General features: G+C 58.8%; 14 protein-coding genes. 11 read left to right on the top strand and 3 right to left on the bottom strand.

Translation table 11 applies throughout. The annotated features are described in order from the left end of the window. The 3 genes from ACFSE1_RS17380 to ACFSE1_RS17370 form a co-directional block, all read right to left on the bottom strand. A complete protein-coding gene (locus ACFSE1_RS17380; protein ID WP_377404164.1) occupies positions 1 to 618 on the bottom strand; it encodes an alpha-ketoglutarate-dependent dioxygenase AlkB family protein in 618 nt (205 codons plus the stop codon). A gap of 3 nt (positions 619 to 621) precedes the next feature. Next, a complete protein-coding gene (arfB, locus tag ACFSE1_RS17375; protein ID WP_377404161.1) occupies positions 622 to 1,056 on the bottom strand; it encodes an alternative ribosome rescue aminoacyl-tRNA hydrolase ArfB in 435 nt (144 codons plus the stop codon). A 92-nt stretch (positions 1,057 to 1,148) separates the two neighbouring features. Beyond that, complete coding sequence (locus ACFSE1_RS17370; RefSeq protein ID WP_377404158.1) at positions 1,149 to 2,759, bottom strand: phosphoenolpyruvate carboxykinase; 1,611 nt, start codon at positions 2,757 to 2,759, stop codon at positions 1,149 to 1,151. 332 nt (positions 2,760 to 3,091) lie between these two features. On the opposite strand from ACFSE1_RS17370, the gene ACFSE1_RS17365 reads away from it, so the two are divergent. From ACFSE1_RS17365 to addA, 11 genes are all read left to right on the top strand, one after another. Next, a complete protein-coding gene (locus tag ACFSE1_RS17365; RefSeq protein WP_377404155.1) occupies positions 3,092 to 3,817 on the top strand; it encodes a response regulator transcription factor in 726 nt (241 codons plus the stop codon). 207 nt (positions 3,818 to 4,024) lie between these two features. Beyond that, on the top strand, positions 4,025 to 5,809 hold the full coding sequence (locus ACFSE1_RS17360; protein ID WP_377404152.1) for a stimulus-sensing domain-containing protein: 1,785 nt from the start codon (positions 4,025 to 4,027) through the stop codon (positions 5,807 to 5,809). Beyond that, positions 5,806 to 6,294, top strand: a complete 489-nt coding sequence (locus tag ACFSE1_RS17355; protein WP_377404149.1) for an HPr kinase/phosphorylase — start codon at positions 5,806 to 5,808, stop codon at positions 6,292 to 6,294. The genes ACFSE1_RS17360 and ACFSE1_RS17355 overlap by 4 nt, the downstream gene beginning before the upstream one ends. A gap of 104 nt (positions 6,295 to 6,398) precedes the next feature. Next, positions 6,399 to 6,800 (top strand): PTS sugar transporter subunit IIA, encoded by a 402-nt coding sequence (locus tag ACFSE1_RS17350; protein ID WP_377404146.1) that lies wholly within the window; start codon positions 6,399 to 6,401, stop codon positions 6,798 to 6,800. An 8-nt stretch (positions 6,801 to 6,808) separates the two neighbouring features. Next, entirely contained in the window at positions 6,809 to 7,084 is a 276-nt protein-coding gene (locus tag ACFSE1_RS17345) for an HPr family phosphocarrier protein (RefSeq protein ID WP_377404143.1), read from the top strand. Between the two features lie 209 nt (positions 7,085 to 7,293). Continuing rightward, positions 7,294 to 8,694 (top strand): adenosylhomocysteinase, encoded by a 1,401-nt coding sequence (gene ahcY / locus ACFSE1_RS17340; protein ID WP_377404140.1) that lies wholly within the window; start codon positions 7,294 to 7,296, stop codon positions 8,692 to 8,694. A 172-nt stretch (positions 8,695 to 8,866) separates the two neighbouring features. After that, positions 8,867 to 11,464 (top strand): PAS domain-containing sensor histidine kinase, encoded by a 2,598-nt coding sequence (locus ACFSE1_RS17335; RefSeq protein WP_377404137.1) that lies wholly within the window; start codon positions 8,867 to 8,869, stop codon positions 11,462 to 11,464. Beyond that, entirely contained in the window at positions 11,461 to 12,969 is a 1,509-nt protein-coding gene (tsaE, locus tag ACFSE1_RS17330; protein ID WP_377404134.1) for a tRNA (adenosine(37)-N6)-threonylcarbamoyltransferase complex ATPase subunit type 1 TsaE, read from the top strand. Before ACFSE1_RS17335 ends, tsaE begins: the two co-directional genes overlap by 4 nt. A gap of 13 nt (positions 12,970 to 12,982) precedes the next feature. Continuing rightward, the gene (locus ACFSE1_RS17325) at positions 12,983 to 13,714 is read left to right on the top strand and encodes a nucleotidyltransferase family protein (RefSeq protein ID WP_377404131.1); all 732 of its coding nucleotides are present in this window, start codon (positions 12,983 to 12,985) and stop codon (positions 13,712 to 13,714) included. Between the two features lie 2 nt (positions 13,715 to 13,716). After that, positions 13,717 to 16,926 carry a double-strand break repair protein AddB gene (addB, locus tag ACFSE1_RS17320; protein WP_377404128.1) on the top strand — a complete coding sequence of 1,070 codons (3,210 nt, stop codon included), beginning with the start codon at positions 13,717 to 13,719 and terminating at the stop codon, positions 16,924 to 16,926. After that, positions 16,919 to 20,473, top strand: coding sequence for a double-strand break repair helicase AddA (gene addA / locus ACFSE1_RS17315; protein WP_377404125.1), 3,555 nt, complete (start codon positions 16,919 to 16,921; stop codon positions 20,471 to 20,473). Before addB ends, addA begins: the two co-directional genes overlap by 8 nt. Positions 20,474 to 20,540 lie beyond the last annotated feature (67 nt).

Below are 20,540 nucleotides of genomic sequence, written 5' to 3'. Positions count from 1 at the left end.
TCAGCGATTCACACGCCGCAGCGTGAGGTTTATGCGTCCGCCATTGCGAAGAAGCGTCGATGTACCGGGATAGATCCGGTCCACTCCGTGGAATGCCAGCCTGCCCTCACCTCCGAGCACAATGATATCGCCGCTCTGCAGCCTCACAGAACTGGTCTTGTCGGATCGCTGCAGGCCGCCGATCCTGAAAAGGCAGCTATTGCCGAGAGAGATGGAAAGCACAGGCGCTTCAAGATCCTCTTCATCCCGATCCTGATGAAGGCCCATTTTCGCATCGTCCGCATAGAAATTGATGAGGCAGGCTTCCGGCGGTTTGGCGCATTGGGCGTAGGTTGACCACAGCTCCAGCAATTGCGCTGGCATTGCAGGCCAGGGATTGCCCGTTACCGGATGTGTTTCCTGATAGCGATAGCCTCTTTCCTTGTCCGTCACCCAGCCAAGCAGACCGCAATTGGTCATCCGAACCGACATTGGCTTGCCCGTCTTTGGCATGACAGGCGTATAAAGCGGTGCCTCACCAACTATCTCCCGAACGATCTCGACCAGGCCTTGCTGTGCCGCACGGTCAAGCGCTTCAGGGTGATGTTCGATGCCGAGAGGCAGACGGATGACTGGCATGACTTACTCCCGGTCCGGTCGGCCCCGCATTTTCTTGACCTCTGAGCGCCCCGACTTTTCCTTCAGGCGACGTTCGATGGCTCCCTTGCTTGGTTTTGTCTTACGTCGCGGCGGCGGTGGCGGTTTTGCGGCCTCAAGAAGAAGCTCCTTCAACCGCTCCCGCGCATCCTCGCGATTGCGTTCCTGGCTACGAAACCGATTGGCTTCGATAATCAGAACCCCCTCCTTGGAAAGGCGACGCCCGGCAAGCTTGGCGGCGTTTTCCTTGATCCTGTCTGGCAAGGAGGGCGAGCCCAACAGATTGAAGAACAGCTGAACAGCGGTCGAGACCTTGTTGACGTTCTGCCCGCCCGGCCCGCCGGCCAGCACGAATTGCTCCGTCAGTTCCCATCCGGCAAGGGTAATTCGGCTGTTGATGATGAGCGGGTCACTGGCCATGGTCTTCTCCGTGGCCTTCTATTTCACAGAGACTGCAAAAAGAAAACCGCCGGCGCAACGCACCGGCGGCTGTGTCTATTCCGAACGAGATCTTACTCGGCGGCGGCCAGAAGGCCCGGTGCCGCGTCGCGAACCTTGCTGTCCACGTGATCTTCGAACTTTGCGAAGTTGCTGATGAACATCGAAACCAGCTTCTTGGCCTGCGTGTCGTAGGCTGCACCATCTGCCCAGGTGGAGCGAGGATCGAGGATCGAGGTTTCGACACCCGGTACTTCCACCGGAACCGCAAAGCCGAAATTGGCATCCGTACGGAACTCGGCTTTTTTCAGCTCGCCGTTCAAGGCTGCAGTCAGCAGCGCACGGGTTGCCTTGATCGGCATACGGCGGCCCGTACCGTAGGCGCCACCGGTCCAGCCGGTGTTGACCAGCCAGCAATCCACTTCATGGCGTGCGATCAGATCGCGCAGCAGATTGCCGTATTCGGTCGGATGGCGTGGCATGAAAGGCGCTCCGAAGCAGGTGGAGAACGTCGCTTCCGGCTCCGTCACACCCTTTTCCGTACCTGCCACCTTTGCGGTGTAGCCCGACAGGAAGTGATACATCGCCTGCTCGGGCGTGAGCTTTGCAATCGGAGGCATGACACCGAAAGCATCTGCCGTGAGCATGATGATCGTCTTGGGATGCGGCGCAGTGCCCGTGGCCGATGCATTCGGAATGAAGTGGAGCGGATAGGCGCTGCGCGTGTTTTCCGTCAGCGAAGCATCATCGAAGTTCGGAACGCGGTTTTCGTCCAGAACCACGTTTTCCAGAACTGTGCCGAAGCGGCGCGTGGCGGCGTAGATTTCCGGCTCTGCTTCTGCGGAGAGACGGATAGCCTTGGCATAGCAGCCACCTTCGAAGTTGAAGATGCCGGCTTCACCCCAGCCATGCTCGTCATCACCGATCAATGTGCGGTTCGGATCAGCCGAAAGCGTGGTCTTGCCCGTGCCTGAAAGGCCGAAGAAGACAGCGGAATCGCCCTGCGGACCCACATTGGCGGAGCAGTGCATCGGCATGACGCCCTTTTCCGGCAACAGGTAATTGAGCACCGTGAAGACGGACTTCTTGTTCTCGCCCGCGTAAGACGTACCGCCGATCAGGATCAGCCCGCTGGCCAGATCACAGGCAATAACCGTCTCCGTCCTACAGCCGTGACGGGCAGGATCGGCGCGGAAGCTCGGCAGGTTGATGATGGTCAGCTTCTGCTGGAAGCTCGAAAGCGTAGAGCGATCCGGTCGAATCAACAAATTGCGGATGAAGAGAGCGTGCCAGGCAAGCTCGGTGACCACGCGTGTCGGCAGGGCATTGTCCTTATCGGCACCGCCAACCAGGTCCTGCACATAAAGCGTTTTTCCAGCCGCATGCGCCAGCATATCCTGCTTCAGCGCGGCAAAGTGCTCCGGCGACATCGGCTTGTTGTTATCCCACCAGATCTTGCCTTCGGTCGTTGCGTCGCGCACAACGAACTTGTCCTTTGGCGAACGGCCGGTGTGCTGGCCGGTGACGGCGCGCAGAGCTCCATCCACAGTCAACTCGGCTTCACCGTTGCGCAGCGCTGCTTCGTAAAGCTCGCTCTCGTTCAGGTTATAGTTGACGCGCTGAGCACCAACCAGACCGAGGGCTTCGATGCCGTTTGACGGATTATGAACTCCGTGCTGCTCCATGACGCGCTATCCTTTGGCTCATGTTGTCGATTGGCCGAACGCTAGCCACGGTTTTGGCCAAAGAGCAAGAGGTAGGCGCAGAAAATATCAATAAAATCATATAATTAATCGATTTAAAGAATTTTTTGCTTTTTTAAATCGGTTAGAACAGCAATGCATTTCGCGTCCCGTCACTGCTCCTTATCGTCGCTATTAAATGCCATCTTCGATCTGCCTCTTTATCTTTGCCACAATTTGTTCCACCTTTATCCTCAAACACACGCGGAACCCGGGCGCGGCCCGGCTGGGCCACAATCCAGGAGAAGCGTGACAGTATGGCGGAGACAGACAGAATGCAGACGATCGCCCTGGTGGATGACGACCGTAACATCCTCACCTCGGTTTCCATTGCACTGGAAGCCGAGGGATACCGCGTCGAAACCTACACGGATGGAGCCTCTGCTCTGGACGGGCTTCTGGCGCGTCCGCCGCAACTGGCCATCTTCGATATAAAGATGCCGCGCATGGACGGCATGGAACTGCTTCGCCGCCTTCGGCAGAAGTCGGACCTGCCCGTCATTTTCCTCACCTCGAAGGATGAGGAAATCGACGAATTGTTCGGTTTGAAAATGGGTGCAGACGACTTCATCACCAAGCCCTTCTCTCAGCGGCTGCTGGTTGAGCGCGTGAAGGCGATCTTGCGTCGTGCCAGCAGCAAGGAGGGTGCGGTTTCCGCAGGCGGCGCCCCAAAATCGGCAGCTGATCAGGCTGCCCGCACCCTGGAGCGCGGCCAGCTGCTGATGGACCAGGAGCGCCACACCTGCACCTGGAAAGGTGAGCCGGTTACACTGACCGTGACCGAATTCCTCATCCTTCATTCGCTGGCGCAACGTCCGGGCGTTGTAAAAAGCCGCGACGCATTGATGGATGCGGCCTATGACGAGCAGGTCTACGTGGACGACCGTACCATCGACAGCCACATCAAGCGGCTTCGCAAGAAGTTCAAGATGGTCGACAATGATTTCGATATGATCGAAACGCTCTACGGCGTAGGCTACCGCTTCCGCGAAGCAGCTTAAGGCGCCTCTCGCATAAACGGGATGCACGCAACGAAGGCTGAAGCGTGCCGGGACGTGAGAAGATCACGTCACGTTTCAGGTTTCGAAAGCGGCAGGCTTTTTAACCTGCCCTCTGCCGTCAGGCGCAAATGGCGGATATAAGGCGCGAATCGCAGCAGCGCGCTTTCGGTTGTCCCTTGGAAGGCAGCCACGGGAAAGGAATTGGCCTTGGCCGATCAAGTACTTCATTCTGACGATTCTGGCGCGGGTGAAAGGGATGCTCCCCGCCCGGCACGTCGGCTATGGAGGCATCCTTTCACACTGATACGGCGCATATTCGGTAATGCCGTCTTTTCCAGCCTGACGCGCCGCATTCTGTTTTTCAATATCGCGGCAACCGTGGTTCTTGTCGCGGGCATCCTTTACCTCAATCAGTTCCGCGAGGGACTGATTGACGCGCGCGTCGAAAGCCTTCTGACGCAAGGCGAGATTATTGCAGGCGCGATTTCCGCATCCGCTTCCGTCGATACGAATTCGATCACCATCGACCCGGAAAAGCTTCTGGAGCTTCAGGCTGGTCAAAGTATCACCCCGGTTCCCAATGATGAGGATCTCGATTTTCCCATTGATCCTGAACGGGTAGCGCCGGTTCTGCGTCGGCTGATCTCCCCGACGCGCACGCGCGCGCGGCTTTTCGATGCGGATGCAAACCTGCTTCTCGATTCGCGTCACCTCTATTCCCGCGGCCAGGTGCTGCGCTACGAATTGCCGCCGGTCGAAGGGGAGTCCCAGACCTGGTCTGAATGGCTGACAAGCCAGATCAACCGAATGCTGCAGCCTGGCAATCTGCCAGCCTACAAGGAAGCGCCGGGTGGTGACGGGTCCATTTATCCGGAGGTGATGAACGCGCTGACTGGCGTTCGGGGCGCCGTTGTGCGCGTGACCGACAAGGGCGAACTGATCGTGTCTGTCGCCGTGCCGGTGCAGCGTTTCCGTGCCGTTCTGGGCGTCCTTCTGCTGTCCACGCAGGCTGGCGACATCGACAACATTGTTCACGCAGAGCGACTGGCCATCATGCGCGTGTTTGGCGTCGCAACGCTGGTCAATATTCTGCTTTCACTGCTTCTTTCTTCCACCATTGCCAACCCGCTGCGCCGCTTGTCGGCTGCGGCCATCCGGGTGAGACGCGGGGTTAAGCAGCGTGAGGAAATCCCGGATTTTTCCGCGCGTCAGGATGAGATCGGCAATCTTTCCATAGCTCTGCGCGACATGACGAATGCACTTTATGACCGCATCGATGCCATCGAAAGCTTTGCGGCCGATGTGAGCCATGAGCTCAAGAATCCCCTCACATCCCTGCGCAGCGCGGTGGAAACACTGCCTTTGGCGAAGACAGAGGATTCGAAGCAGCGTCTGACCAACATCATTTTGCACGATGTGCGCCGTCTCGATCGCCTTATCAGCGATATTTCCGATGCGTCGAGGCTGGATGCGGAGCTTGCGCGGTCGGATTCCGCTCCGGTCGACATGGAAGTTCTCGTCGGCAATCTCGTCGAGATTTCCCGGCAGATCCGTACGGGGCGCAAACCGGTGGACATAGACCTCACCGTCGATCACAAACCGGGGACCAAATCCAATTATCTGGTTCAGGGGCATGATCTGCGTTTGGGGCAAATCATCACCAACCTCATCGAAAATGCGCGCTCTTTCGTGCCGGATAAAGGTGGACGTATTTCGATCAAGCTGTTCAAGAGCCGCAGTCGTTGCATCATCCAGGTGGATGACAACGGTCCCGGCATTCGAGCCGAAGACATTGATCGCATCTTCGAGCGCTTTTACACGGATCGCCCGGAAGGCGAGAGCTTTGGCCAGAACTCGGGTCTCGGGCTGTCCATCAGCCGCCAGATTGCCGAGGCACACGGCGGCAGCCTGCGCGCCGAAAACCTTTCCGACGGCAAGACCGTTACAGGTGCGAGGTTCATCCTCTCCCTTCCCTCCGGCGAGGCTGCGTGACGAGCGGGCCAATAAATCTTCATGGCACAGCCGTCGTGCTCGGCAAGAAGGGCATATTGATCACCGGCCCCTCCGGCAGCGGCAAATCCAGCCTCGCATTCACCCTTATCGCGGAAACAGTCAGGCAAGGGTCGTTCGCCGCGCTCGTCGCCGATGACCAGATTTTGGTCTCGGGAAATCAACAGGGCATTGTGGCCAGGCGTCCGCCCTCCATCGCCGGTCTCATCGAAATCCGCGGGAGCGGGATTGTTAAAGTGCCGAGTGTGGAAGAAGCCCAACTGCATCTCGCCGTTCGTGTCATTTCCCTTGCGGGTTCAGAACGCCTTCCTCCCGATCAAGAATATCTGGATTTGCCGCCCTTTGGTGCACTGCCACTCGTCAGAATTGCTGACGGTTGTCGCACGCCCTTGGCGCTTTTATCAGCACTTCGGCCGGAATTTTGTCACGAACAGCCGTTTCGAGGTCTCCTTTCGCTTGATTTTTGACTTGCACTTCCCCGAGACATGGAGAAGATGGCTTCCCACCGCCGTGCATCTGTTGCAGTGCAAAAGAGGCATCGGTCGCTATTGATAGTGGGGGATGATTTTAAATGATCGGACTTGTGCTTGTCACTCATGGCAAGCTGGCTGAGGAGTTTCGACTGGCGCTTGAGCATGTGGTCGGTCCTCAGAAACGAATTGAAACTGTCTGCATCGGACCCGAAGACGATATGGACAGACGGCGGCAGGACATTATGGATGCCGTCGAAAAGGCCGAAGAGGGCCATGGTGTGATTATCCTGACAGACATGTTCGGGGGCACGCCATCCAATCTTTCGATTTCCGTTATGAGCAGCGGCAAAGTGGAAGTGATTGCCGGCGTCAACCTGCCCATGCTGATCAAGCTGGCAGGTGTGCGTGGCGAAAACGACATGCAAAAGGCGTTGGTGGAAGCATCCGATGCCGGTCGAAAATATATCAACGTTGCCAGCCGTGTTCTGAGCGGCAAGTGAAAGCCTCCATGTCATCCATCTCCCGGGAATTGCTGATCATTAACAAGCGCGGCCTCCACGCCAGAGCGTCTGCCAAGTTCGTCCAGATGGTGGAAACCTTTCAGGCGGATGTGCATGTTTCAAAAGATGGAATGACCGTGGGCGGAACATCCATCATGGGATTGATGATGCTGGCCGCGAGCCCAGGCTGCACGATTGAAGTCAGCGCCAGCGGGCCGGATGCCGAAAAGGCAATCGAGGCCCTTGCAAATCTCGTCGAAGATCGATTCGGCGAAGAGATGTAACTATCATATAAAGACTTCTTTATATCCTTATTGCTAGTTTCGGGTAAGGCTGCTACATCCTGTAGCAGAAGCCGCCTGTCAGCGTGGTGGAAGGTCAACGGCGGATTTTGCCTGTGAGGCATCCGCCGGCATCTCTCCGTCAGGCGCAGAAACCGAAACCGGGGCCAATGAAGCCACAGGCGCATCTCGGCCCGAGCTTGGAGAAAACTATGAGCATCGAGAAGGACTATATCGTCGCGGATATCGGGCTTGCCGATTTCGGCCGCAAGGAGCTGAACATCGCAGAAACCGAAATGCCGGGACTTATGGCCTGCCGCGAAGAATTCGGAGGTTCCAAGCCGCTGAAGGGTGCGCGGATTTCCGGTTCGCTGCACATGACAATCCAGACGGCCGTCCTCATCGAGACGCTCAAGGTTCTGGGCGCCGATGTCCGTTGGGCATCGTGCAACATCTTCTCGACGCAGGATCATGCCGCAGCCGCCATCGCCGCCGCGGGCATTCCGGTCTTCGCCGTGAAGGGTGAAAGCCTGACGGAATACTGGGACTATACCGACCGGATCTTCCAGTGGACCGATGGCGGTGTCTCCAACATGATCCTCGACGATGGCGGCGATGCCACCATGTACATCCTGCTCGGCGCACGCGCAGAAGCGGGTGAAAATGTTCTTTCGAACCCAGGTTCGGAAGAAGAGGAAATCCTGTTCGCACAGATCAAGAAGCGCCTTCAGGCGTCTCCGGGCTGGTTCACAAAGCAGCGCGACGCCATCAAGGGCGTGACGGAAGAAACCACCACTGGTGTTCACCGTCTCTACGATCTGGCGAAAAAGGGCCTGCTGCCCTTCCCTGCGATCAACGTGAACGACTCGGTCACGAAGTCGAAGTTCGACAACAAGTATGGCTGCAAGGAATCTCTGGTTGACGGCATTCGCCGCGCGACCGACGTGATGATGGCTGGCAAGGTTGCCGTTGTGTGCGGATATGGTGACGTGGGCAAAGGCTCCGCAGCCTCCCTGTCTGGCGCTGGCGCACGCGTCAAGGTCACGGAAGTCGATCCGATCTGCGCCCTGCAGGCGGCCATGGACGGCTATGAAGTGGTTCAGCTGGAGGATGTCGTTTCCTCGGCAGATATCTTCATCACCACGACTGGCAACAAGGATGTTATCCGCATCGAGCACATGCGCGAGATGAAGGATATGGCCATCGTTGGCAATATCGGTCACTTCGACAATGAAATCCAGGTTGCCTCGCTGCGGAACCTGAAGTGGACGAATATCAAGCCACAGGTGGACATGATCGAGTTCCCGAAGGGCAACCGCATGATCCTTCTCTCGGAAGGTCGCCTTCTGAACCTCGGCAATGCCACTGGTCATCCGTCCTTCGTGATGTCTGCATCCTTCACCAACCAGGTGCTTGGCCAGATCGAGCTCTTCACCAAGACGGCGGAATACAAGCCGGGCGTCTACATCCTGCCGAAGCATCTGGACGAGAAGGTTGCTCGCCTGCATCTGGCCAAGCTCGGCGTGAAGCTGACGACGCTTTCCGATGAGCAGGCTGCCTATATTGGCGTAACGCCACAGGGTCCGTTCAAGTCGGAACACTACAGGTACTAATCTCACCTAGATTTTCCACAAGATATAGTGGCCGCGGGATTGACAATTCCGCGGCTTCTTTTTTGCCGTCGCCTCTTTGCCGAAAATTACGAAGCAGATATTGTTAACCCACTTGATTCGTGGGGGTTTGGCGACCTCTGCGAACTGGGATGTCTTGTCGGAGATGCGGCACATGGACGGGAGACAGACCGGAATGGCGGTGATTTTTTCAGCTTCGCGAGAGCGGGCGAAAGACGGTGTGGGCGCCAGCGCGCTTGCATCAACAATACGGGGAATGACAGGTCAGGTGCGGAAGACGGATATTTGCGGCATGCGGCGGCTGTTTCAGACTGCGCGCGTTTGCCTTGCGGGAACAGCATTGTCAGGATTGGCCGGGGCAGCCTGGGCGCAGGAGCGCGTGGTGCCGGCAGCAAAGCTGTTCACTTCATCGGAAGTGATCTTCTCCTCGCTGGCTGTCGGAGCCATTGCGGCAGCGCTGCTTTCCACCATCTGGCTGGTTCGGCAAAAGGGAACTCTGGAAGCGGAAAGCCAGGAAATGCGCGGGGCGCTTTCCGATGCGCACCGGAAGATTTCCAAATACGAAGCGCTGATTGCGGACAAGAACCGTCGGATCGTCGTCTGGGAAGCCGGCCCCTCCCGTCCGGAATTCCTTGGCCAGTTGCCGCCCGAAACCGGTGCTCCGCTGGAGGACCGTGATTTTCTTGCCTTTGGCAAGTGGATGAGGCCTCATTCGGCAGTTGAGCTTGAACGCGCTGTGGAATCGCTGCGCAGTTCCGGACACACATTCGATCTTGTGGTGGAAACCCAGCGTGATGAAATTCTGGAAGTGCAGGGCCGGGTTTCCGGCGGCAAGGCGTTTGTCCGTTTCATCGCATTGAACAATCTGCGCGCCGAGCTGGCGGAATTGAAGATCGAGCGGGAGCGTCTGGTTTCTTCGATCAATCTGTTCGAGAGCCTTCTTGATGCTTTGGAACAGCCGGTCTGGCGCCGCGATGCAGATGGCACGCTTGCCTGGGTGAATCATGCCTATGGCGAGGCCGTGGAAGCGGCCACACCGTCGCAAGCCATTCAGGAAGCCCGAGAGTTCCTGGGTACTATCGCGCGCGAACAGATTCGTGCCGTCGCAACGCCAACCTCGCCCTTCCACGATCGCCTCTCCACAGTTGTGCGTGGCAACCGAACGGTTTTCGATGTGGTCGACGTGGTCGGCATTGCCGGTTCTGCGGGCATGGCCATCGACGTCTCGGAAGCGGAATCCATTCGGGCAGAGCTCGATCGCACGCTGAAGAGCCATGCCGAGACTCTGGATCATCTGGCAACGCCTGTCGCCATTTTCGACAAGAACCAGCGCCTGCAATTCTACAATCAAGCCTTCGTCAGGCTTTGGGATCTGGATCTCGGCTTCCTCGAAAGCCGGCCAGACCATAATGAGCTGCTGGACAAGCTTCGCAGCCAGAACAAGCTGCCGGAGCAATTGAACTGGCGAAACTGGAAAGAGTCCGTTCTCTCCGTTTACCGCGCGCTCGATACCCAGACCAATCGCTGGCATCTGCCAAACGGCCAGACGCTTCAGGTCATTGCCACGGCGCATCCTCAAGGCGGCGCAACCTGGGTCTTCGAAAATCTCACCGAACAGGTTGATCTGGAAACCCGCTACAATACGCTGGTGAAGGTTCAGGGCGAAACGATCGACCACCTTGCGGAAGGCGTGGCCGTGTTTGGCCCGGATGGCCGCATCCGGCTTTCAAACCCGGCTTTCCGTGCCCTCTGGGGCATTACGGAAGAGCAGACAAAGCCCGGAACCCACATCAAGGCTATCGAAGCCGCCTGCGCGCTGGAATATGAGAAGCCGGATGGCTGGCGTCTGTTCGGTCAGATGCTGACGAATTTCGACGACGAGCGCCCATCGCTTCAGGGAACGTTCGAGCTGCATTCCGGCATTGTGCTGGATTACGCGGTGATCCCGCTGCCAAACGCGCAGACCATGCTAACCTTTGTCAACATGACCGATAGCGCGCGCGCCGAGCGGGCTTTGAAGGAAAAGAACGAGGCGCTGCGCAAGGCCGACGAGCTGAAGAACGATTTCGTGCAGCACGTTTCCTACGAATTGCGTTCACCGCTCACCAATATCATCGGCTTCACGGATCTGTTGAAGACGACGGGGATCGGACCTCTGAACGAGCGTCAGGCGGAATATGTCGACCATATCTCTACCTCGTCCGCAGTACTGCTCACCATCGTCAACGACATTCTGGACCTTGCAACTGTCGATGCCGGGATCATGGAATTGAACTACGCCGACGTTGATCTGGACGATCTTCTCGATGACGTGGCGATGCAGATTGCCGACAGGCTCAATGAAAACAGTGTCATGCTGGAAATCGTCGCGCCGCGTGGCATGGGCGCCATCGTGGCAGACCAGCAGAGATTGAAGCAGATCCTGATCAAGCTCATCACGAATGCCGCCAACTTCGCGCCGGAAGGTTCGACAATCACGCTCAGCAGCTGGCGCAATGGCCTCGATTTCTTCTTCTCCGTGGCTGACAAGGGACCCGGTATTCCGGAAGACATGCTGCCGACCGTTTTTGATCGCTTTTCGAGCGGCAAGGGCGGCAAGCGCACCGGAGCGGGCCTTGGTCTTTCGATTGTCGAAAGCTTCGTCAACCTGCACAAGGGTGAGGTGAAGATCGAAAGCAAACCCGGTCAGGGCACCACAGTGACCTGCCGCATTCCGAGCGCCATCACAGCCCGTTCCGTCGCGGCAGAATGAACAGCTGCGCCCCAATCACCCTGACGCTTGCCGACGAAGCGGAAACAATCCGCCTCGGAGAGGATCTGGCGCTTGCCCTTCACGTGGGAGATTGTCTTGCGCTTTCCGGAGACCTGGGAGCCGGAAAGTCCACCCTTGCCCGTGCCTTTTTGCGAGCCATGGCAGATGATGAAGCGCTGGAGGTTCCAAGCCCGACTTTCACGCTGGTTCAGACCTATGATCTGCGCATTCCGGTCGCTCATTTCGATCTCTACCGCATTGCCGATGGTTCAGAGCTGGATGAGCTTGGCCTGGATGAAAGCCTGAATGACGGCATTTGTCTGGTCGAATGGCCGGAAATGGCGGAGGCGGAGCTACCGGCCGACCGCATCACTCTCAGGCTGACTCATCAGGATGCAGGTCGTCAGGCAGACATCGAAGGGCCGGACGCAGCCTTGGAGCGTATTCGCAGGGTGCTGCTGATCCGCAATTTCCTGAAAGAGAACGGCCATACACCGGATCGACGCCGCTACCTGACTGGCGACGCATCGCAACGGGCTTATGAGACTGTTCGCCCGCACGATGGCGTGCCGCTCGTGCTGATGGACTGGCCGCGTCGCGCCTCAGGCCCAGCGGTGCTGGACGGAAAGCCCTACCCGAAGGTTGCGCATATCGCTGAAGATATTCTGCCATTCGTCGGCATCGATCTTTACCTGAAGCAGTGCGGGCTCTGCGCACCGGATGTTCTGGCTGCCGATTACGAGCACGGACTTCTGCTTCTCGAACATCTCGGCTCCGAGGGCGTCCTGTCGCCGGAAGGCGAGCCTTTGCCGGAGCGATACCGCGCCGCCATCGAATGCCTTGCGCATCTTCATGCCTGCCTGCCGGTGCAAAAGGAGATCGCGGTTGATGCAGGGCACGTTCATCTTATCCCGGATTTCGATCCGGTGGCGATGAAGATCGAAACCCGCCTCATTCTCGATTGGTACCTTCCCTCGTTGCGAGGTGGAGAACCTGTGGCAGAGAATGTCCGGGAAGAATACGGTCAGATCTGGGACAGCCTTATCGGTGAGCTTTCAAACGCTGAACGGCATCTGCTGCTACGCGATTTCCATTCGCCAAACCTCATCTGGCGGGACCAGGAACAGGATTTGGCCCGGATTGGCCTTATCGATTTTCAGGATGCCATGATCGGGCCGACGGCTTACGATGTTGCCTCGCTCGTTCAGGATGCGCGGGTGACAATTCCGGAAGCCCTGGCCCATGACCTTCTCGAGCATTACGTGGCGCTACGCCATGCGCAGGGCGCATTCGATGAGCATGGATTCCGCAAGGCGTTTGCCATCATGTCCGCGCAGCGCAACTGCAAGCTTGCCGGTCTCTGGGTGCGGCTGAAGGAGCGCGATGGCAAGCCGGGCTACATGAAGCACATGCCGCGTACGCTTCGCTATCTCTCCACTGTTCTTGCCCATCCTGCGCTTGCGCCTTTGGCCGATTGGATGGCAAAAACGGGCATAGTCGAATAACGGATCCGATCGCATGATCATCGAGAATGCCATGGTGCTGGCTGCGGGCCTGGGCACGCGTTTGCGTCCCCTGACGGACAGGCTTCCCAAGCCTCTTGTTCCTGTCGGTGGACGCCCGATGATAGATTACGTGCTGGACGCCCTTGCGGAAGCCGGTGTTCGTAATGTTGCGGTGAATGTCCATCATCATGCGGATCAGATGGAAACCCATCTCTCACAGAGGAAGGATCTGAACATCCTCATATCCGATGAGAGAGAGCAGCTCATGAACAGCGGCGGCGGGCTGGCCAAGGGGTTGAAGCTTCTGCCCCCCGGTCCCGTCCTCGTGATGAATGCGGATCTTTTCTGGGTTGGAGAGCCGAAACACCAGCCCTCCAATCTTCGCCGTCTTGTCGAATTTTTCGAGCCTGAACGCATGGATCTGGCCATGCTCTGTGTTCCCGTAGATCAGGCAATCGGTCACGATGGAAAGAAGGATTTCAATCTCGGGAGTGACCATCGCCTTGCCCGCTACAGCGAAGGCGATCCCAATCCTGTCGTTTATGCGGGCGCCTTTGCCATGCATTCCAGTTTCCTGAGCGACGCACCCGATGAGCCTTTCAACCTGAACCGCTATTTCGATCGCGCCATTGCGCGCGAAGCGCTGTTCGGCACCTTGTTGCAGGGACACTGGATCACGGTTGGGACGCCGGAAGGTTTGAGAGAAGCGGAAGAATTTCTATCCACCCTTCCGGCCCTGGCCTGAACATGGAACGGCACCGCGAAAAACGCATTCTGACCATTCCGCCCGCCATACCATTCCTCAGAACGGTTGCCGCGGCGCTTTGCGATGGACGGCTTCTGTCCACCTATCGCTATGACGATCAGGATCCGCTTTCGCTTGCCAAAGTCACCATCTATGTCCCGACGCGCCGTGCCGCGCGTGTTCTGCGATCAGAATTCGTGGATCTTCTCGGTGGCCGTTCGGCGATCCTGCCGGTCATCCGTCCGCTGGGTGAGACGGATGACGATAGCGGGCTTTTCGATGTCGTCGCGCCCGAGGAAATGGATCTGGCAGTTCCGATCGGCGGTACGCAACGGCTGCTGGAGCTTGGCCGCCTGATCCTTGCCTGGCGCAATGCTTTGCCAAAAGCCATCACGGATGTCCATTTCGCCTCGCCGCTCGTTGCCCCGGCCAGCCCCGCCGATGCCATCTGGCTTGCCCGTTCGCTCGTTGAACTCATCGATGCAATGGAGACAGAGGATCTGGATTGGGCACGGCTTGAGAACCTGAACACCGCAGAACATTCCCTGTGGTGGCAGCTTTCCGCCGAGTTCCTGAAGATCGCCAGTCAGTTCTGGCCAGCACGGCTGGATGAGCTGAAGCGCTCCTCGCCTGCCCGGCATCAGGCAGCGATCATCAATGCCGAGGCCAGCCGGATTGCTGTGCGAGAGCATGCCGGGCCGGTTATCGTCGCAGGCTCCAGCGGCTCCGTTCCCGCTGCCGCGAACCTGATTGCGGCCATCGCGGATCTGCCCAATGGAGTTGTCGTTCTTCCGGGGCTGGACAAGGCCATGCCCGAGGAGCAATGGGCTCTTCTCGGTCTTGGCGACAGTGCTGGCCGTCCTGACCCCGCCAGCCGAAGCCATCCGCAATACGGCCTTCACAGGTTGCTTCGCAAGCTGGGTGTGAGCCGGGAAGACGTGCCCGCATTAGGGGATGTGCCCGATGATCTGGCCTGCCGCGATCTCCTTCTATCGCGTGCGCTGGCACCTGCCGAAGCCACCGATAGCTGGAACCGCTGGCGAGAAGAGGCCCCGGCGGAGACGGTTCGCAAGGCCTTTGCCGATGTTGCCCTCATCGAAGCCGCCAATGAACGGGAAGAGGCTGCCGCCATTGCCATCGCTCTGCGGCTGGCCCTCGAGCGTCCGGGCATGGATGGTGAATCACAAGCGGCATTGATTACGCCAGATCGTGCACTGGCGCGCCGCGTGGCGGCAGAGCTTGCCAGATTCGGGATCACTGCGGACGATACCGCAGGCACACCGCTTTCTTCGACACCTCAGGGAACGCTTCTTTCTCTTGTGCTGGAGGCCACGCTTCGTCCGGGCGATCCGGTTGCGATCACAGCTCTGTTGAAGCATCCCCTGGCACGCTTTGGCCTAACGACGAGGCAGGTGTTTTCCGGTGGCAATGCACTAGAGCTTCTGGCGCTGCGTGGCGGCACCACGGAGCCGGACATTGCGCACTTGCCGGCCCTGCTCCATGCCAGCCTCGCGCAACAGGCCGGAGATCGCCACCCCCGCCAATGGCGACTTTCACTGAAACCGGAAGCGCCCGGACAGGCCGCCGATCTTGCTGAACGCATGGCGAATGCCGCCTCCCCGTTGAGCGCCGCGGTGCGCCCGCCACTGGCCGACGGGCGCAGATTGACGGAGCGGCTGACACTTGCGGATTGGGCAACGCGGACAGGGCGCGTGCTTGAAGCAGTGGCGATCACCGAAACCGGAGATCTCAGCACCCTCTGGACGGGTGAAGCGGGGGAAAGGCTTGCGGGCCTGCTTGGCGACATCATTGCGACGGATGGTCAGATCGAGGCGGACGGGCCACAGTGGATCGATATCATGGCAGCATTGATGGCAAGCGAAGCCGTCAAGCCGAGAGCCTTGAGCCATCCGCGGGTCTTCATCTTCGGCACGCTTGAATCCCGCTTGCAGCGTGTGGATACGCTGATTATCGGCGGCATGAATGAAGGGTCCTGGCCCGCGCAATCGGTCAACAACCCCTTCCTCTCCCGCAGCATGAAGGGAGATATGGGGCTTGAGCCGCCTGAGCGGCGAACCGGGCAGCTGGCGCATGATTTCATCATGGCCAACGGAACCAGAGACCTCATCTACACCCGCTCCCTGCGTCAAGGCGGCGCCCCCACTGTTGCGTCCCGCTGGCTTCAAAGGCTGCTGGCCTTGGGCGGAGAAGGCTTGAGGAAGGATCTTCTGGCGCGCGGAGAAGACTATCGCCGCTGGGCGCAAATGATGGACGATACGCCCCCGGAGGAACGCCAGCCGCTGGGCAAACGCCCTGCCCCGACCCCACCCGCCGATCTCCAGCCAAAGAAATACTCCTTCAGCGAAGTCGCGCGCCTGCGTCGTGACCCCTACGCGATTTATGCGCGGCGCATCCTGAAACTCGATCCCATCGATCCCTTTAATGAAGATCCGGGCGCTTCTGAGCGAGGCACGCTCTACCACCGCATTATCGAACGCTATACCAGCGAGGTGGCTACCACAGCCGGTGCCGATGATGGCTGGGCGCAAATGCAGCGGATTATTGCGGAGGAGTTTCAGGGCGCACGCCTTCCGATCCACATCGAACAGGTATGGCGTCCCCGCTTTGTCGAGGTGGCGCGTGCTTTCCTTCGCTGGCAAAACCGCCGTGCTGGCGACGTGCGCAAAACCTATACGGAGCTTTCATCCGGCTTCGAACTGCCGGAGGCCGCCATCAGGCTGACAGGCATTGCCGACCGGATCGATATCAAAGGCAATGGCTGCGCCGATATTATCGACTACAAGACCGGCCTGAGCCCTACGGCACCGCAGGCACGCGCTCTTCTCGACCCGCAACTGGCATTGGAGGCAGCAGCTCTGCAAGCCGGTGGCTTCAAGGGGTTGGAAGCGACACGCGTGGATGACCTTCTCTATGTGCGGCTTCGCCCGGGCGAGCGTTTCACGTGCGACAAGGTGAACAACGAGGGCGCGAAGGAGACGGCCAAGGTCAAACCCAAATCAGCCATGGAGCTTGCGGCGGATTCCATCACGCAATTGACCGCATTTGTGAACCGCCTGCGCGATGGCGACGTGGGCTTTGCATCCCGGCTCATCCCCTTCCAGCAGGGCGATTATGGCGGCGAATACGATCATCTCGCGCGGGTTGCGGAATGGGCAACAGCCGATGCCGAGGAGAGTGAAGCCGATGAGTAGCGATGATCTTCACCAGTTGGGCAACGATCCGGCACAGTGGCTCGATTGGACCGCGCGTCAGCAGGCGCTGGCTTCCGATCCCGCCAGTTCCGCCTGGGTTTCGGCCAATGCCGGTTCCGGCAAGACACATGTTCTGACGCAACGCGTCATTCGCCTGCTTCTCTCCGGCTGCCGCGCCTCGGCAATCCTCTGCCTGACCTATACCAAGGCTGCGGCATCGGAAATGTCGAACCGCGTGTTTCAGAGACTGGGGGAATGGGCTGTTCTCTCCGATGAGGATCTGTCGAAGCGCATCGCATCCATTGAAGGCGCCATGCCCGACAAGATCAAGCTGGCGGAAGCGCGGCGTCTCTTCGCCAAGGCGCTGGAAACGCCGGGCGGGCTCAAGATCCAGACCATCCATGCCTTTTGCGAGGCGCTGCTTCATCAATTTCCGCTGGAAGCCAATGTCGCAGGTCACTTTTCCGTTCTCGACGATGCATCCGCCTCAGCCCTGCTGGCCGAGGCGCGGCGCTCGCTGCTGACGGCCACATCCGTAGAGGGCGATACACACCTGGCGGATGCCTTCGCGCATGTTCTCGATCTGGGTGACGAAGGTGGCCTTGAAACGCTTCTGTCGGATATCATCGCAAACCGCACGGCGCTGCGCCGCTTCTTCCTGTGGGCGCGCGAGGGTGAAGGCGTCGAAGGTGAGCTGCGTCGCGCTTTTGGCCTGGATCGACAGGATGACGAACAGAGTATTCTGCGCGAGTACTGGCCACTCGCCGGGCTTTCTGGCCCCACACTCAGCAGCTATCTCGACCTTGCGCAATCCGACAAGGGAGGTTCAAAATCGGCAGAAGCCGCCTTTGTTTTGCAGCAGGCCATCGCGCAACCGGATGCCGCTGAACGCGCGCGCATTCTGGATCAGGTCTTTCTGACACAGGCCGGAAAGCCGAAGGCGGACACATCGCTGTTCACCAAGAAGATGGCGAGTGCGGCACCGGGCCTGGAAGAAGCTGTCTCCCAGGCCCGCGAGCATGTGGTAGCCTGCCGGGAAAAGCTGACACGCGCACGAATGCTGCGGGCAACGCTTTCGGCACTGACCCTCGCTGCGCGGCTGGATGCGGATTACGAGGAACTGAAAAGGCGCCGCAGTCTTCTGGATTTCGAGGATCTCATCACGCGCACAGCTGAGCTTCTCGGTCGTGGCGGTGTCGGTGCCTGGGTTCATTACAAGCTGGATCAGGGCATAGACCATATCCTTGTCGATGAGGCGCAGGATACGAGTCCCATTCAATGGAGCATCATCCAGTCCCTGGCGGAAGACTTCTTCGCCGGCGAAACAGCCCGCCCCGGCACGCGAACCATTTTCGCGGTGGGCGACGAGAAGCAGTCCATCTACTCCTTTCAGGGTGCAAGACCGGAGCGTTTTGCCGAAGAACGTTCGGGCACGCAGCGCCGCGTCTCCCGCAGCGGCCAGATCTTCAACCCGGTGCGACTTCCCCTCTCCTTCCGCTCGACTGCGGATGTCTTGAGCGCTGTCGATCAGGTCTTTGCCCTGCCAGACCACGCCAGAGGATTGAGTGCCGAGGGCGAACCCGTAATCCATCGTTCCAACCGAGTCGGCCATGCCGGTGCGGTGGATCTTTGGGACACGGTCGTTCCTGACCAGGCCGATCTGGAAGACGACTGGACTGCCCCCTTCGATTCGACGCCGGATCGTGCGCCATCCGCCATCCTTGCCAGTCGCATTGCGCATGTGATCGGGGAGATGGTCGGGCAGCAAACCGTCATCGAGAAAGGCGAGCAGCGCTTCATCGAGCCGGGAGACATCCTCGTGCTTGTTCGAAAGCGTGATGCCTTCGTGAATGCGCTGACACGTGCTCTCAAGCGGAAGGGCGAAATACCGGTGGCCGGTGCCGACCGTCTGCGGCTGACCAGCCATATTGCAGTTCAGGATCTGATGGCCTTGGCTCGCTTCGTTCTGCAACCGCATGATGACCTGTCACTGGCCGCAGCCTTGAAAAGTCCGCTCTTCAACCTCTCCGAGGAGCAGATCTTCCATCTATCGGCCTTGCGGAAAGAGGGACAGAGTGTCTGGCGTCGCTTGAATAGTCTGGCGGATGCGGAAGAAGCTCCGTTCGTCGAAGTGCGAGAGCGTCTTTCTCATTTGCGCGCTCTTGGCATGCAGCTACCGGTTCACGATTTCTTCGCACGCATTCTCGGCGCCCATGGTGGGCGAAGGCTGTTCCTCTCTCGCCTGGGCAGTGAAGCAGGCGATATTCTGGATGAGTTTCTGAGCCTGGCGCTGGATCACGAAGATCAGGCACTGCCCGGATTGCAATCCTTTATCTCAGCGCTGGAACTGGAAGCACCGGAAATCAAACGCGAGCAGGATAGCGGACGCAATGAAGTTCGCATCATGACGGTGCATGCGTCGAAGGGCCTCGAAGCTCCGGTCGTCTTTCTGGTCGATAGCGGATCGAAGGCCTTTATCTCGACCCATGTTCCGAAATTCCGCTTTCTCAAGCTCGCAGACCGTGACATTCCCGCCTGGGTGCCCGGCAAGATCCTGACCAATGCCCTGACGGCTGCCGATGACGAACGCCTGAAGCAAGCGGCCGAGGAAGAATACAGACGTCTTCTCTATGTCGGCATGACGCGGGCTGCCGATCGCCTGATTGTTTGCGGCTATCGCGGCAAGCGCGAAAACGATGAAAGCTGGCAGGCCATGATTACCCGCGCGCTTCACGCGGATTCTGAACGCTGCACCGCGGCGACCTTCACCGGTCCGGATGGAGAATGGTCTGGCTATCGTTGGCGGGAAGGTGGCGTCATTGTCTCGCTCCCAAGCCGGCTGGATCGGCAACAGCAGAAGGATAAGACGACGGGCCTTCCGCCAGAGGTGTTCAAACCCCTGCCTGAACCGAAACCTTTGCCGCGTCCGCTCGCCCCCTCCGGCGTGGGTGTGATGATCGAGGATGAGGATGGCGAGGCCCCGTTCGTCTCCCCTCTCTTTGGGGAGAAACAGGCGGCTGACCTTGCCTTGCAGAAGGGCCAGCTTAGTCACCGAATGCTGCAAACTCTGCCAAACCTGCCGCGCGAGCAGTGGCGGGATGCAGCGCAACGCTATCTGGAGCGAACCGCAGGCACCTGGCCGGAGGAAGAGCGACAGGCCTTGCTCGAAAACGTGCTGGGCGTGCTGGAAAAACCGGATCTCCAGCCCCTCTTCGAGGGGCACGCCCAGGCCGAAGTCTCCATCATGGGCCGTCTGACGCTGAATGAGCGGCATTATGCGGTATCGGGCCGCATCGACCGCCTGGCTATCGCGCCAGATGGTTCAGTGATCATTCTCGACTACAAAACCAACCGTTTCGTGCCGCGCTCCGCGGATGAGATTGCCTTCCCGCATAAAGCCCAGCTTGCTATCTATCGCGAAGTGCTTGCGCCGCTTTATCCGGGCAAGACAATTCGCTGCATTCTGGTCTATACGGAGACGGCGAAAGTGCTGGAAATCCCGGCTGCTGACCTCGATAGGTCGCTTGCCGAACTGGCGACAAAGTGAGATAGCGGGATTGAATTTCCCGTTTGTGCACCTCACATTGTTTCCAACACTGCCAATTGCTGAAGGA

Origin of the sequence: Affinirhizobium helianthi (genome assembly GCF_042680945.1) — a bacterium.
Lineage (GTDB): Bacteria > Pseudomonadota > Alphaproteobacteria > Rhizobiales > Rhizobiaceae > Neorhizobium > Neorhizobium helianthi.
This window is presented reverse-complemented; position numbering and strand designations above follow the sequence as displayed.

Bases quoted from the DNA above. Each gene is read 5' to 3' on its own strand.
- ACFSE1_RS17380 (WP_377404164.1), bottom strand. From the start codon at position 618: ATGCCAGTCATCCGTCTGCCTCTCGGCATCGAACATCACCCTGAAGCG.
- arfB (WP_377404161.1), bottom strand. From the start codon at position 1,056: ATGGCCAGTGACCCGCTCATCATCAACAGCCGAATTACCCTTGCCGGA.
- ACFSE1_RS17370 (WP_377404158.1), bottom strand. From the start codon at position 2,759: ATGGAGCAGCACGGAGTTCATAATCCGTCAAACGGCATCGAAGCCCTC.
- ACFSE1_RS17365 (WP_377404155.1), top strand. From the start codon at position 3,092: ATGCAGACGATCGCCCTGGTGGATGACGACCGTAACATCCTCACCTCG.
- ACFSE1_RS17350 (WP_377404146.1), top strand. From the start codon at position 6,399: ATGATCGGACTTGTGCTTGTCACTCATGGCAAGCTGGCTGAGGAGTTT.
- ACFSE1_RS17345 (WP_377404143.1), top strand. From the start codon at position 6,809: ATGTCATCCATCTCCCGGGAATTGCTGATCATTAACAAGCGCGGCCTC.
- ahcY (WP_377404140.1), top strand. From the start codon at position 7,294: ATGAGCATCGAGAAGGACTATATCGTCGCGGATATCGGGCTTGCCGAT.
- ACFSE1_RS17335 (WP_377404137.1), top strand. From the start codon at position 8,867: ATGGACGGGAGACAGACCGGAATGGCGGTGATTTTTTCAGCTTCGCGA.
- tsaE (WP_377404134.1), top strand. From the start codon at position 11,461: ATGAACAGCTGCGCCCCAATCACCCTGACGCTTGCCGACGAAGCGGAA.
- ACFSE1_RS17325 (WP_377404131.1), top strand. From the start codon at position 12,983: ATGATCATCGAGAATGCCATGGTGCTGGCTGCGGGCCTGGGCACGCGT.
- addB (WP_377404128.1), top strand. From the start codon at position 13,717: ATGGAACGGCACCGCGAAAAACGCATTCTGACCATTCCGCCCGCCATA.
- addA (WP_377404125.1), top strand. From the start codon at position 16,919: ATGAGTAGCGATGATCTTCACCAGTTGGGCAACGATCCGGCACAGTGG.